This window comes from Salinimicrobium flavum, assembly GCF_042684505.1.
Classification (GTDB): Bacteria; Bacteroidota; Bacteroidia; order Flavobacteriales; family Flavobacteriaceae; genus Salinimicrobium; species Salinimicrobium flavum.
In genome coordinates this window covers 783,959-797,347 of sequence record NZ_JBHULT010000006.1, presented here as the reverse complement: position 1 = coordinate 797,347, position 13,389 = coordinate 783,959, and the positions used below count along the sequence as shown (strand labels likewise).

Annotated in this window: 13 protein-coding genes and 1 tRNA gene; 3 read left to right on the top strand and 11 right to left on the bottom strand. The window is 42.7% G+C overall.

All coding sequences use genetic code 11. The features are described from left to right. Positions 1–19: 19 nt before the first annotated feature. Both rpoN and ACFSTG_RS07055 read left to right on the top strand, forming a co-directional pair. Entirely contained in the window at positions 20–1,480 is a 1,461-nt protein-coding gene (gene rpoN / locus ACFSTG_RS07060) for an RNA polymerase factor sigma-54 (protein WP_380750209.1), read from the top strand. Further along, positions 1,480–2,085: a hypothetical protein gene (locus ACFSTG_RS07055; protein WP_380750206.1), complete on the top strand. Its 606-nt coding sequence runs from the start codon at positions 1,480–1,482 to the stop codon at positions 2,083–2,085. Before rpoN ends, ACFSTG_RS07055 begins: the two co-directional genes overlap by 1 nt. Here the strand turns inward: ACFSTG_RS07055 and ACFSTG_RS07050 are convergent. The 9 genes from ACFSTG_RS07050 to ACFSTG_RS07010 form a co-directional block, all read right to left on the bottom strand. Further along, positions 2,080–2,781 carry a porin family protein gene (locus ACFSTG_RS07050; RefSeq protein WP_380750203.1) on the bottom strand — a complete coding sequence of 234 codons (702 nt, stop codon included), beginning with the start codon at positions 2,779–2,781 and terminating at the stop codon, positions 2,080–2,082. The two genes, ACFSTG_RS07055 and ACFSTG_RS07050, sit on opposite strands and share 6 nt — an antisense overlap. A gap of 109 nt (positions 2,782–2,890) precedes the next feature. Beyond that, complete coding sequence (locus ACFSTG_RS07045; RefSeq protein ID WP_380750200.1) at positions 2,891–3,373, bottom strand: ExbD/TolR family protein; 483 nt, start codon at positions 3,371–3,373, stop codon at positions 2,891–2,893. Between the two features lie 20 nt (positions 3,374–3,393). Then, positions 3,394–4,002: an ExbD/TolR family protein gene (locus ACFSTG_RS07040; protein WP_380750197.1), complete on the bottom strand. Its 609-nt coding sequence runs from the start codon at positions 4,000–4,002 to the stop codon at positions 3,394–3,396. A 9-nt stretch (positions 4,003–4,011) separates the two neighbouring features. Next, positions 4,012–4,449, bottom strand: a complete 438-nt coding sequence (locus ACFSTG_RS07035) for a hypothetical protein (RefSeq protein ID WP_380750194.1) — start codon at positions 4,447–4,449, stop codon at positions 4,012–4,014. Between the two features lie 18 nt (positions 4,450–4,467). Further along, on the bottom strand, positions 4,468–5,268 hold the full coding sequence (locus ACFSTG_RS07030; protein ID WP_380750191.1) for a MotA/TolQ/ExbB proton channel family protein: 801 nt from the start codon (positions 5,266–5,268) through the stop codon (positions 4,468–4,470). Between the two features lie 69 nt (positions 5,269–5,337). Then, a tRNA-Ser gene (locus tag ACFSTG_RS07025) sits at positions 5,338–5,425 on the bottom strand. An 84-nt stretch (positions 5,426–5,509) separates the two neighbouring features. Next, on the bottom strand, positions 5,510–6,538 hold the full coding sequence (locus tag ACFSTG_RS07020; RefSeq protein ID WP_380750188.1) for an asparaginase: 1,029 nt from the start codon (positions 6,536–6,538) through the stop codon (positions 5,510–5,512). Next, positions 6,522–7,664 (bottom strand): 1-acyl-sn-glycerol-3-phosphate acyltransferase, encoded by a 1,143-nt coding sequence (locus tag ACFSTG_RS07015; RefSeq protein ID WP_380750185.1) that lies wholly within the window; start codon positions 7,662–7,664, stop codon positions 6,522–6,524. Before ACFSTG_RS07015 ends, ACFSTG_RS07020 begins: the two co-directional genes overlap by 17 nt. A 52-nt stretch (positions 7,665–7,716) precedes the next feature. Then, positions 7,717–8,484: a TatD family hydrolase gene (locus ACFSTG_RS07010; protein ID WP_380750182.1), complete on the bottom strand. Its 768-nt coding sequence runs from the start codon at positions 8,482–8,484 to the stop codon at positions 7,717–7,719. A gap of 52 nt (positions 8,485–8,536) precedes the next feature. Here ACFSTG_RS07010 and ACFSTG_RS07005 point away from each other — a divergent pair, with 52 nt between their 5' ends. Beyond that, complete coding sequence (locus ACFSTG_RS07005; RefSeq protein ID WP_380750179.1) at positions 8,537–8,974, top strand: retropepsin-like aspartic protease; 438 nt, start codon at positions 8,537–8,539, stop codon at positions 8,972–8,974. A gap of 254 nt (positions 8,975–9,228) precedes the next feature. Here ACFSTG_RS07005 and odhB read toward each other — a convergent pair whose 3' ends face one another. Then, positions 9,229–10,506: a 2-oxoglutarate dehydrogenase complex dihydrolipoyllysine-residue succinyltransferase gene (gene odhB / locus ACFSTG_RS07000; protein ID WP_380750176.1), complete on the bottom strand. Its 1,278-nt coding sequence runs from the start codon at positions 10,504–10,506 to the stop codon at positions 9,229–9,231. Between the two features lie 76 nt (positions 10,507–10,582). Beyond that, complete coding sequence (locus ACFSTG_RS06995; RefSeq protein ID WP_380750173.1) at positions 10,583–13,381, bottom strand: 2-oxoglutarate dehydrogenase E1 component; 2,799 nt, start codon at positions 13,379–13,381, stop codon at positions 10,583–10,585. Between the last annotated feature and the right edge of the window lie 8 nt (positions 13,382–13,389).

The following is a 13,389-nucleotide window of genomic DNA, read 5'->3' as shown; positions in this document are numbered from 1 at the left end:
TATAGAAAGCCCTATATATATGCTAAAACAGCAGCTTAATTTAAAATTATCTCAAAAGCTCTCCCCCCAACAGATCCAGTTGATGAAGCTTATACAGCTTCCCACGCAGGCTTTTGAACAGCGGCTTAAACAGGAAATGGAAGAGAATCCCGCTCTTGAAGGGGGGAAGGAAGAAAAAGATGAGTACGAAGACGAGTACGACCAGGATGAATACCAGGATGATGATCCTGGTACAGAATCTATTGAGGCAGAGATCGATGTAGATGAGTATCTGAGTGATGATGAGATCCCCAGCTACCGACTGCAGGCGAACAATTATAGCGCAGATGATGAAGATAAGCATGTACCTTATGCTTCAGGCACCTCTTTCACCCAATATTTAAAGACCCAGCTTAGTACCTTACGCCTTACCGAATCTGAAAAAGAAATTGCAGAATTCCTTGTAGGCAGTGTGGATGAAAGCGGATATATAAGACGTTCTGTTCAGGATATTGTAGATGATCTGGCCTTTACTCAAAACGTGTACACAGATGAAGCAACCGTTGAAAAGGTACTTTCCTATGTGCATGAACTTGATCCTGCAGGGGTTGGTGCGAGAAGCCTGCAGGAATGCCTGTTGATACAGCTTAATAGAAAAGAACCCACCAGGGCAGTTAGCCTGGCAGCAGATATCATCGACAGATCCTTCGACCAGTTCAGTAAAAAGCATTATCAAAAACTGCTTTCCAAACATGATATAACCGAAGATGACCTTCGGGAAGCGATAGATGTAATTGAACATCTCAATCCCAAACCGGGAGGTGCCTACGCAGGCAGTACCCGCCTCGTGGAACACGTGATCCCAGATTTTACCATAAAGATCGTAGATGGGGAACTGGAACTTAGTCTTAACGGGAGGAATGCTCCAGAAATGCATGTATCCAAAGACTACAGTGAAATGTTGAAGGGTTATAAGGCTTCCAAAGAGAAATCAAGAGCCCAGAAAGATGCGGTCATGTTCATCAAACAAAAACTGGATGCTGCGAAATGGTTTATTGAAGCCATAAAGCAGCGACAAACCACTCTTTTTGTAACCATGAGCTCCATCATGAACTACCAGAAGGAATATTTCCTTTCAGGGGATGAACGCAATCTAAAGCCCATGATCCTTAAAGATATTGCAGATGAGATTGATATGGACGTTTCAACCGTTTCCCGGGTGGCAAACAGTAAATATGTAGATACACCTTATGGTACGAAACTTATCAAGGAATTCTTCTCTGAATCTATGAAAAATGACCAGGGGGAAGATGTCTCCACCCGCGAGATCAAGAAAATCCTGGAAATGACCATTGAGGAAGAAAACAAGCGGAAACCCCTTACCGATGAAAAACTGGCCAAGATGCTAAAGGAGAAAGGTTATCCTATTGCACGAAGAACGGTTGCCAAATACCGGGAACAACTAGACATTCCCGTGGCCCGTCTGCGAAAAGAAATTTAATGAAGTTCCTGCTGAAGATCGCTTCCCTCCTGTTTCACCCAATCTGGATGCCTTTAGCAGGTGCTTTGTTGTATTTTCTGGTCTCACCCCGTTTCTTTCCTGCAGAGGTCATTAAAGCCAAGCTAATCGCAATCGCGATCATGACTATCTTTATCCCGGTGGTTTTCTATTATATGATGAAAACCCTGGGCAAAGCCACATCCCATTTGATGATCGAAGTGAGGGAAAGAAAATGGCCCCTAATGTTGCAAACGGTCCTGCTTCTGCTCGTGCTGAAGTTCGTGCTCGATTATTTTGACTATCCCGAACTCTATTTTTTCTTTGCCGGTATTTTCGTTTCCACCTTCATTGCTTTACTCTTTGTTTTCTTCGGAAAAAAGATAAGCCTGCACATGACCGGACTAAGCGGATTGACTGTGTTTATTATTCTGCTAAGCGTTCATTTCAACCTCAATCTTATTTATACCATTAGTTTTCTGGTAGCCGTTACAGGTCTTACCGCCTCTTCGAGATTGCATTATAATGCCCATTCGAACAAAGAGCTTGTACTGGGGATCTTTACGGGGATGTTGCCTCAAATAGCCGCCGCCTTTTTCTGGCTATAAAAGATAGAATATTAGGCCAACCTGGAAGGTCTTAAGGTCAATATTCTCTCCCTCAACAAAAGCTTTATCATCGAAGAAGGAATTCAGGCTATAGTAGAAATGGAAGTTAAAAGTGTTATACCCAAAATTAAAGGTGGCACCGAGCCTGAAGCGGTTAAGTTCGGGTACATCTGTTTGGATTACCGTATTTCCGGGCTGCACAAACTTACTGCGGAAGTAATAGACGTAAGACGGTCTTAGCCCTGTATACACGCGCCAGAACTTATATGACTCAGGGGTGGAGGTTCTCCATCTAAACTGGATGGGTACATCTACAGACTGGGTAGAGAAACGGTTCTTGTCAAACTCTATAACATTCCTGTTAAGGATTTGAAAAATGGTTTCTTCAGAATCAGCCCTCTCACCAATGAAAAGATTATGACCATAGGTATCAATTGACCAGCCAAGACCAATTCCAAGAGCTACATTTCGCCGTTCGTTCAAAGGGAAGTCCCTGATAAAACCGGTATGAAAACCACCGGAAAACTGGGAGCCGGTAATGGCATTGGGGGAACCGGAGAGAATGTTATAAGTAAAACCAAAATAGATCTGATCTTCACGGTAAAGGCTGTCTGGCAAAGATTCTCCTTCCTGAGCGCTCATAAAGAAGGGCAGAAAGAACACCAAAAGATAGAAGAGAGACAATTTTTGGCTCATGAAAAGGTTTTACACAAATATAGAATTTAAGTTGGCGGCAAGCCAAAAAAAAATATCCCCTTTCAACCGCAGTTAAAAGGGGATATCCCGTAGTAATGAAAATCGGATTTTATTCCAGGTTTTGACTTGCTTCCCCTGTTCGGGTAGTATAATTTATCTTAAGTGCCTCTGCTTTTCTCAATTCCTGTTTAATATCAGAAACCAGACCCATATTGGTCTCTTTATCAACTTTAAGGGCAGTGGTAAGATACGGTCTTAATTCTTCCCGCTTGGATTCCCTTTCAGCATAAATAAATTGTTGAATCTCACTAACATCGGCAAAGTTATCGTTTAACTGCACTCTTGCTTCCTTACCAAAGCTGGCACGGTACCTTGCGCTAGGTTTACCGGCATAGATATACATCACCAGGTCCTTCTTGTCAAGCTTTTCAACCTGGTCTGCATAAGGCAATACATTTTGAATTTTCAGAGTGTTTTCCCGCATAACGGTAGCCACCATGAAGAAGAAAAGTAGCATAAATACAATATCGGGTAAGGACGCTGTATTTACCGCAGGTAGCTCACTACTCTTTTTCTTTGTGAATTTAGCCATTTTTAAAGATTTTTCTACGTTTAACTTTTCGGATCTGCTTCAGATAGCTTCTGTGGCCACATGTCCCTGATCTGCTGAATTTGTTCTTTCAGAGTCTCTTTGTTTCCACGGTACCTGGGATCATCATAATCAGCTTCCATTTGATCGAAAGATTTTCCGAATAAACGTTGGGCTGTACGATCCCGAAGGTGGTTGTAAGCAGCTACCAGTTCGTTCTGTACAGCAATATAAGTACCATACTCGGTCTGTCTGTCATTTACAAGCATGATAACAGCTTTGTCGGGATTATCAGAAGAGTTTGGATCCCCTGCTCCCTCACAGTAATCACATGCTTCCTCTCCAACTCCGCCTCCGTTGTCAAGAAATTCGATCGCTGCCTCTCTAAGATCTTTCAGTTCCATTGGATCATCTTCAACAAGCAATTGATTATTCCGGTTAACGATAACCTGAAAAATATTCTTTTGCTTGATCACCGGCGGTTCCACTTCATCTTCCTGTATAGGCGGTAACTTTCTGCTGATCCCGCTATCTGTTTCAATAGTAGTGGTCACCAGGAAGAAAATTAAAAGCAAGAAGGCAATATCGGCCATAGAACCGGCATTTACTTCAGGTGAAGATCGTCTAGCCATAATTTGTTTTTATTTAATAAGTTTTTGTATTCCCGAGAATACCATCAACAGGACTGCGGTTGCTGCAAGGATGTAGAATGTAATCAATCCCGCACTAACCCAGTGCACAGTATTTGCAGAAATCACTTCCCCGTCGTTCATGGTCACCTCAGTACCTCCCGATAATAAATAAGCTATCACGATGACCAAGAGGAATGCACCTACAGCTATAAGGGTTCTTTTAATATTTCCGGAGAACAATCCTTTGATCACAAAGAAAAGTACAAGAAGAACGATTATAGCAAATATCACATACGCCACAATTAAGAATGGGGTTACCACACTCGCCTGAACGGAAGCTGAGCTTTCAATAGCGTCGTCACCGGTCCACAGAACCCTTCCCCAAAGGATGAGTCCTATTACTCCTATAGCGAGCGCTAAATATTTTAAAATTTTATGTATCGTCATAATATAAAGTTCGTCTTGTTAAACTCTTCTTTTGTTCTTGTAAGCTACAAGCATATCGATCAAAGTAATGGAAGCATCTTCCATGTCATTAACGATACGGTCGATCTTAGCGATGATGTAGTTATAAAAGATCTGAAGAATAATAGCCACGATCAATCCAAATACAGTTGTAAGAAGTGCAATTTTAATACCTCCTGCAACAAGTGATGGTTGCATATCTCCGGCTGCCTCAATTTTATCAAAGGCGTCGATCATACCAATTACCGTACCCATGAACCCAAGCATTGGTGCAAGAGCGATGAATAAAGATACCCAGGATACGTTTTTCTCTAACTGTCCCATTTGAACACCACCGTAAGCGATAACCGCTTTTTCGGCAGCTTCTGTACTTTCATCTGCACGGTCGAGACCCTGGTAGTAAATAGATGCAACAGGTCCTTTTGTGTTACGACAAACTTCTTTGGCAGCTTCGATACCACCGGTATTTAAAGCGTCCTCAACATCCTGAGCCAACCTCTTTGTATTGGTGGTAGACATATTAAGGTATATGATTCTTTCAATAGCGATCGCAAGACCCAGGATTAAACATAAAAGTACGATCCCCATGAATCCGGGACCACCTTCAATGAAACGCCTCTTAAGCTCCTGGTGAAATCCTTCACTCTCTTCTTCCATTTCTTCGGAAGCTGCCTGATCTTCATCCTGAACAAAGTTCATCATGGTAGTTGGCAAAGCGTTCACGTTATTTGTCGCGTTAACATTTACGGCTCCGAACACCATAATTGTAGCGATTACCAAAATTGAAAAAAATCTTTTCATTACTTTTTGTCTTAATTAATTAGTTAACGGGTTAAAGATATAAATATTTATTCAAATAAAAACAAATCGCAGAGAGGAAGGGATTCGAACCCTCGATACCCTTTTGGGGTATACACACTTTCCAGGCGTGCGCCTTCGACCACTCGGCCACCTCTCTATTAAGAATAATATACCGCCTTTTTACAACGATCCGCCAAATAACGAAAAAATTTATTAGCTGGTCAAGTACGGGCCTTAATTTTTATGTTATTTCCCCACGCAAGGAGGTTTCGAAAATAGTTTTAAAAACCTTGGGTGAAAGATCCTTTGCGAGTAAGTACATCACTTTTGCCACTGCTGCTTCCGTCGTAATATCCTTGCCGGAAATCACACCTGCCTTTTTTAACTGGGTACTGGTCTCATATTGACCCATTGCCACACTCCCGCCAATACACTGGGTAACATTGACCACCAGTACACCACGTGAGATGGTTTCCTTCACCAGCTCCACGAACCATTCTTCTGTTGGAGCATTCCCACTGCCATAGGTTTCCAGTATAATTCCCCGAAGATCTTCTTTGGCAAAAATGTGCTCGAGCAGAGAACGGTTTATCCCCGGAAAGATCTTTACCAGGGCGATACGATCCTCCAGGCCCCGGTGAAGTTTCATTTTCCTTCTTCGGTTGGGTTTCCATAAGGCAGAATAATTTACCGCCAAATGCACCCCCGATTCTACAAGCGCCGCATAATTCATAGAAGCAAAAGCCTGAAAATGCTCGGCATTGATCTTCGTGGTACGGTTACCCCTGTATAATTTGTATTCAAAATACAATCCCACTTCGGTGATGACCGGCTTGCCGTTCTTTTGAAGTCCGGCGATCTGAATACTGGTAATAAGATTTTCTTTCGCATCTGTTCTCAGATCCCCGATAGGAAGTTGGGAGCCTGTGAAAATGACGGGTTTAGAAAGGTTCTCGAACATGAAACTTAGAGCAGAAGCACTATAAGACATGGTATCACTGCCATGCAGCACTACAAACCCGTCATAGTCTTCATATTTTTCTTCGATAATATCGGCCATCTGCAACCAGAAATCCGGTTTCATATTCGAAGAATCAATGGGTTTAGTGAAACTTATCGTATCGATATTGTGTTCAAGAAGCTTTAACTCTGGTATATTCTGAAGCAACTCATCAAAATTAAAAGCCTTCAACGCCCCCGTCTCAAAATCTTTAATCATACCGATTGTTCCACCGGTATAGATCAATAAGATATTAGAGCTGGTTTTCATTAATGGCTTTTTTGTTGATCACAGGATTGGCGTACATCAAAAGATAACTGTTCACCTCGAGAGCGTTCTTTACATCAATTCTTCGGCTAAGCCGGCGCTCGAACTGTCTCTTCTCCTTTATGGTATAGTGTTGCTCATAACCGTTGTCCCCGTTAAGCAGGTCACAGGCGATATAATTGGCGGGCCACAGTTTATAATTCCTGTGTATTTCTGTGTCAATATAAGAGGTCAATAACTGTAACTGCTCATTAACCGAACCCGACCGTTCCTCCAGCTTGTGCATTTCATCGGCACTTATGGGTTTCCCTGCACTTATATGGATGCGGCCTTTGTTGCCGAGTGCCCCTTTCAGGATTGATTTGAAATCCTCATTGGCAGACTTGATGTAGATCGTCTCCATTCTTTTAGCAAGGACTTCAGGCATTTTTAAAACATCTGTAGGATCAAACTCATAGGAAATGGAAACCGGCACGATCTTCAAATTAGAAAGATACTGCAGAACGGTCTTGTCATTTTTCGCCATGCCCAGCATCTTAAGAACTCCTTGCTGGGTATGGTCATTTCCATCTTTGGTCCTTCCTTCCCGCTGGGCCATCCACACCGATCTTTTTTCCTTAAGCAACAGCATTTTGATATATTCGGAAAGTTTCTGGGAACTCTTAAGCATTTCCCTTGGCCCCAGCCCCCTTTTCACCAGAAAATTACGGTTAAGCCTGGAAAGAGCCAGCAGAAACGGCTTTTGCACAAGATTGTCGCCAATGGCTGAAGCTGTCATCTTAAGATCTGACTCGTAGAGCACGCAGTTTAGCAGCGAAGTATCCAGAACGATATCCCTGTGATTGGAGATATACATATAAGCCTCGTCTTTCTTTAAATTATCGAACCCCGAATACGACAAGCCTTCAGAACTTTTTTCAAGCACCTTTTGAACGGTGAGGTAGATGACATGGGTCTGGAAATCCCGGATAGAGTGACAGGCAAGAACCTTCTTTTCTATTTCAGCAAAAGCAATATCCGGAAAAGTGAATTGCAGGAGTGCTTTTATCATAGGATGTTTCACATAATCCTTTAGTGCCTGCTGCACTTCATCATCATTATAAAACCGAATATCATCGTAATTTGTCACTGTTTTTAGCTTAAGGTTAGCAAAAGAACAAAATTAAATAGAATTTTTTCCCTCATATTCCAAATATCTCTTTGGAAGTAGCGGTTGTAACGGATGCAACTTCTTCTTTAGAAAGATCGTAAATCTCAGCCACTTTTTTAAGCACTTCGACTACATACAGACTTTCATTTCTCTTTCCACGGTAAGGCACTGGAGCCAGGTAAGGGGCATCTGTCTCCAGAACGATCTCCTGCAATGGGATCTGTTTTAAGAACCTGTCGATCTTACCATTCTTAAAGGTCACCACTCCTCCTATTCCCAGTTTCATATTATAGGAAAGTGCTTTGATAGCTTGCTCATAGTCACCGGTAAAACAGTGAAAGATCCCAAAAAGACCTTCTCCTTTTTCCTCTTCCAGCACTTCGAAAACCTCATCAAAAGCATCACGACAGTGAATGACTATGGGAAGTCTGTACTTTTTAGCCAATTTTATCTGAGTTTTGAAAGCGTCCTGCTGAATACCAAGTGTTGATTTGTCCCAATACAGGTCAACCCCGGTTTCTCCCACGGCATAATATTTTCTTCTGGCAAGTTCTTCTTCCACGAACTTAAGTTCTTCCCTGTAATTCTCCTTTACATGCGTGGGATGGAGACCGGTCATTAAAAAAACATTTTCGGGAAATTTCTTTTCAAGATCAAACATTGCCTCTGCATAAGTGGAGTCTATTGCCGGAATAAAAAAACGGGTAACATTGGCATTGATCGCACGTTTTATCATTTCCTCCCGGTCTTCTTCAAAAGCTTCACTATAAAGGTGAGTATGAGTATCTGTTATTGTCATAATTGCAAAAATAATTTATTTTATACACCTATCTTTGCCAAAAAGAAAAAGAATGGCATCTCTGAAAAAGTTTTTAAAGGAAAAGGGCTACAAGAGGATCCCCCTCACCTACACCGCTACCCAACACCTTGAAATAAAGGCCAGGATCAATAAAATTGAAGGCAATTTTATACTTGACACCGGGGCTTCAAGCTCCTGTGTTGGATTCGAGGCTGTTTCCCACTTTAAACTTTTAGCTGAAGACAGTGATGTGAAAGCAGCCGGAGCGGGTGCTACCAACATGCTAACCCAGATCGCGCAAAAAAATGTGATCGAAATAAAGGGCTGGAAAAAGAAAAAGGTGGACCTGGTTCTTTTTGATCTGAAACATGTCAATGATGCCCTTGTAAAGCACAAAGCCGAAAAGGTACAGGGAATCATTGGTGCAGACATCCTTAAAAAAGGAAAAGCAATCATTGACTACAAGTCGATGAGCCTGTTCCTTAAGTAATTTTTAACTTCAAAAATGGGGGCTTTCCCCCATTTCATTCTCTTCATAGTTTTTGGAACTTAGGTAAACCCTAAAAAATCTAAAGCTATGGACTCATTTAACCACGACCACCAAACTCCTGTTTTACCTGTTATTGTTGCTTTAGCAGTCATTGCCGTGATCCTGCTAAACATTTATACTTTGATAAACTTCTAAAAAACAAAAAGGCAACGATCCCGGGATCGTTGCCTTTAATATTTCCGGAGCCGTTGAACTTATAGTTCCAACGCCCGTTTAACATCATTATCCATCAACAGCTCTTCAGGATTTTCAAGTGCTTCTTTAACAGCTACCAAAAACCCAACAGATTCTTTTCCGTCAATGATCCTGTGATCATAGGAAAGTGCCACATACATAATAGGCCGTATCTCCACATGCCCGTCTATAGCCACCGGTCTTTCCACGATGTTGTGCATTCCAAGAATACCACTTTGAGGAGGATTGATAATTGGGGTTGACAACATAGATCCAAAAACACCACCATTGGAAATGGTAAAAGTACCTCCGGTCATTTCATCAACCGTGATCTGTCCGTCACGGGCCCTTATAGCCAGGCGCTTCACCTCAGCTTCCACTCCGCGGAAGCTCATATTCTCAACATTTCTCATTACCGGTACCATCAGCCCTTTTGGTCCTGAAACGGCAATACTAATATCTTTGTAGTCGTACTTGATCTGGTAGTCCCCGTCTATCATGGAGTTTACATCAGGATACAGGTCCAAGGCCCTAACTATGGCCAGGGTAAAAAAGGACATAAAGCCTAAACTTACTCCATGCCTGTCTTTGAATTCCTCTTTATATTGTTTTCTCAATGAGAAGATGGCCGACATGTCTACCTCATTAAAGGTAGTTAGCATGGCAGTTTGGTTCTTTGCTTCCACCAAACGCTCAGCAACCTTGCGACGCAACATTGACATTTTCTTTCGGGATTCCCCACGTTTACCTTTTCCAGGTGTACCCATAGAAGGACGCGCATTTACTGCGTCATCCTTGGTGATCCTGCCTTCACGGCCGGTACCCGTCACAGATTTCGCATCCATTCCTTTTTCATCCAGGATCTTTTTTGCAGCCGGTGATGGGCTTCCGGTTGCATAGGTTTCCTGTTTTTTGGAAGACGTACTTGATTTGGAAGGAGTTTCAGCTTTTTCTCCTGTCTTTTCAGAAGTGGGTTCTTCCTCCTTTGCAGAAGTTGTCTCTTTGCTTTCCTTTTCTATTTCGGCAGCTTTTTCTTCTTTTTTATCACCTCCCGGCTTTGGAGCATCGGTGTCGATCAAACAAACCACTTCCCCTACCGCAACGGCATCACCTTCTTCTGCTTTAAGGGTAATGATCCCGCTCGCTTCCGCAGGAAGTTCAAGGGTTGCTTTATCACTGTCAATTTCGGCAATTGCCTGATCTTTTTCAACGTAATCTCCGTCTTCAACCAACCATTGAGCTATTTCAACTTCGGTTATGGATTCTCCCGGAGAAGGGACTTTCATTTCTAAAGCCATGATTTCTTCTTTTTATTTTTAGTGTTCCCGGATCAAATGGATTCCGGGGGAAATATATTGATTATTAGTTATCTTTTTAAACCGGATTTTCGGTGGTTTTGTCAAAAACAGATTCAAGTACCTTTTCATGACGTTTCTTAAATCTTACTGAACTACCCGCGGCCGGTGAACCATAGAATTTACGGCTACAAACCCTGAAAGATTTGGCTTCCTCCATATGTAGCAACAGGTGCCCGTAAGCTCCCATGTTTCTTGGTTCTTCCTGTGCCCAGACAATATCGTCGGCATTTTTGTATTTGCTCATCACCTCTTTGATCTGCCCTGTTGGCAGAGGGAACAACTGTTCGATCCTTACCAGCGCTACATCATCCCGGTCCTTTTCTTCCCGGCGTTCCAGGAGGTCATAGTAGAACTTCCCGGTACAGAACACCAAAGATTTTACCTTTTCAGGAGATGCTGTTGGATCATCGAGCAGGGGCTGGAAAGTTCCGTTTGCAAACTCTTCTTTGGTAGAAACGACCTTAGGATGTCTCAGTAAACTTTTCGGGGTAAAAACGATCAAAGGTTTTCGGTATTTCACCTTCATTTGTCTTCTCAGCAGGTGAAACATGTTAGCCGGTGTGGTAACATCTGCCACGAACATATTGTCTTTAGCACATAGCTGGAGGTATCTCTCCATACGTCCCGAAGAATGCTCGGCTCCCTGGCCTTCGTACCCGTGGGGCAGCAACATAACAAGACCGTTTTGCAGTTTCCACTTATCTTCGGCGGCAGAGATGTACTGGTCGATCATGATCTGGGCGCCATTGCTGAAATCCCCGAACTGGGCCTCCCAAATGGTAAGGCAGTTGGGGCTCGCCATGGCATAACCGTAATCGAATCCAACCACCCCATATTCTGAAAGTAATGAGTTATAAATCTGGAAATCGCAGGAAGTCCCTTCATTAAAGTCACATACTGCTCCTTCTATTTGGTTGAGAAGAATGATCTCCTCCTCACTATCTTCAACTTTAACCACGGCATGCCGGTGGGAAAAAGTTCCCCTTTCCACATCCTGCCCGCTCATTCTCACGTAATAGCCTTCTTTTAAGAGGGTTCCGTAGGCAAGCAATTCGGCCATACCCCAGTCCAGACTATTACTTTCAAAGAACATGTTATGACGCAACTCCACGATCTTTTTGATCTTTCGCATGAACTTCTTGTCTTCAGGAAGTTGGGAAATAGCCTCCGCAACCTCGGTAAGGATCTTCATGTCAACCGTGGTATCTACTTTTTCCATCATCCGGGTCTCGTCAACATGCTCAAAACCTTCCCATTCATCCTGCATAAAAGGAGTAATCACTGTAGTTTCTTCCTGACGTGAAAGATCAAGGTTCTCTTCCAGTTTCTTTTTGTACTCTTCTTCGAGCGCTTTTACGTGACCATCTTCTATTATACCCTGCGACTTCAGCTTTTCGGCATAAATGTCACGCGGATTTTTATGGGCTCCAATCGCTTTATAAAGTTTAGGCTGGGTAAATCTTGGTTCATCACCTTCATTGTGGCCATACTTCCTGTAACCCAGAAGATCAATGAAAACATCCCTTCCAAAGGTCATTCTGAAATCAAGCGCAAAAAGTACTGAGTGTACCACAGCCTCGGGATCATCTGCATTTACATGTAGTACAGGTGAAAGTGTGACCTTGGCCACATCTGTACAATAAGTTGATGAGCGGCCGTCAAGATAATTGGTCGTAAAACCTACCTGGTTATTCACTACAATGTGAATGGTACCTCCGGTCTTGTAGCCATCAAGCTGCGCCATCTGTACGATCTCATAAACGATACCCTGTCCTGCAATAGCAGCATCACCGTGAACGATGATAGGCAACACCTGTGAAAAATTTTCCCTGTAACGACGATCCTGCTTTCCTCGTGCTATCCCTTCAACCACGGCTCCTACTGCCTCAAGATGTGAAGGGTTGGGTGCGATATTGATGTTGATCTCTTTGCCGTTATCGGTTTTGCGGCAGGCGGTCCATCCAAGATGGTATTTCACGTCCCCGTCAAAAATATCCTGCTCATAATCTTTTCCGTCGAACTCACTAAAAATATCTTTAGTGCTTTTTCCGAATATATTAGTAAGAGTGTTCAGTCTTCCACGATGGGCCATTCCCATCACGAAATCCTTCACTCCCATATCTGCAGCTTTTTCTATGATTGCATCAAGAGCCGGAATAAGACTTTCCCCTCCTTCCAGAGAAAACCGTTTCTGCCCTACATATTTTGTATGCAAAAAGTTTTCAAAGGAAACGGCCTCATTAAGCTTTTTAAGAATATGTTTTTTCTGATCAGGATTGAAGTCAGGCTGATTCTCGTTGATATTCAGTTTGCTCTGGATCCACTGGATCTCTTCAGGTTTCCTGATATACATATATTCTATCCCGATCGAATCACAATACACCTTCTCGAGGTGGATGATGATCTGCTTCAGGGTAGCGGGACCTATCCCCAGGATCTCCCCCGCATTAAAGGTGATATCAAGATCCCTTTCCTCCAAACCAAAGTTGGAAATATCCAGGGTAGGGCTATATTTTCTGCGCTCACGCACAGGGTTGGTCCTGGTAAACAAGTGGCCCCTGGTACGGTAACCATCTATAAGATTTACAACCTGGAATTCTTTTTTTACAGACTCAGGTATTTCAACCGGCTCCCCCTGCTTTTGAACTTCAACATAAGTAGACTGGCCATTTGACGAACTTTCGACACCAAAATCGAAACCCTGAAAAAATGCTCTCCAGCTGGGCTCTACACTATCGGGAAATTGTAAATATTGATCATATAGTTCAGCAAAATATGCTGTATGTGCGGCATTTAAAAATGAAAATTTATCCATAAGGTGAA

Coding starts and splice junctions, on each gene's coding strand:
- rpoN (WP_380750209.1), top strand. CDS start 20: ATGCTAAAACAGCAGCTTAATTTAAAATTATCTCAAAAGCTCTCCCCC.
- ACFSTG_RS07005 (WP_380750179.1), top strand. CDS start 8,537: ATGGCATCTCTGAAAAAGTTTTTAAAGGAAAAGGGCTACAAGAGGATC.
- ACFSTG_RS07055 (WP_380750206.1), top strand. CDS start 1,480: ATGAAGTTCCTGCTGAAGATCGCTTCCCTCCTGTTTCACCCAATCTGG.
- ACFSTG_RS07040 (WP_380750197.1), bottom strand. CDS start 4,002: ATGGCTAGACGATCTTCACCTGAAGTAAATGCCGGTTCTATGGCCGAT.
- ACFSTG_RS07050 (WP_380750203.1), bottom strand. CDS start 2,781: ATGAGCCAAAAATTGTCTCTCTTCTATCTTTTGGTGTTCTTTCTGCCC.
- ACFSTG_RS06995 (WP_380750173.1), bottom strand. CDS start 13,381: ATGGATAAATTTTCATTTTTAAATGCCGCACATACAGCATATTTTGCT.
- ACFSTG_RS07030 (WP_380750191.1), bottom strand. CDS start 5,268: ATGAAAAGATTTTTTTCAATTTTGGTAATCGCTACAATTATGGTGTTC.
- odhB (WP_380750176.1), bottom strand. CDS start 10,506: ATGGCTTTAGAAATGAAAGTCCCTTCTCCGGGAGAATCCATAACCGAA.
- ACFSTG_RS07035 (WP_380750194.1), bottom strand. CDS start 4,449: ATGACGATACATAAAATTTTAAAATATTTAGCGCTCGCTATAGGAGTA.
- ACFSTG_RS07010 (WP_380750182.1), bottom strand. CDS start 8,484: ATGACAATAACAGATACTCATACTCACCTTTATAGTGAAGCTTTTGAA.
- ACFSTG_RS07045 (WP_380750200.1), bottom strand. CDS start 3,373: ATGGCTAAATTCACAAAGAAAAAGAGTAGTGAGCTACCTGCGGTAAAT.
- ACFSTG_RS07020 (WP_380750188.1), bottom strand. CDS start 6,538: ATGAAAACCAGCTCTAATATCTTATTGATCTATACCGGTGGAACAATC.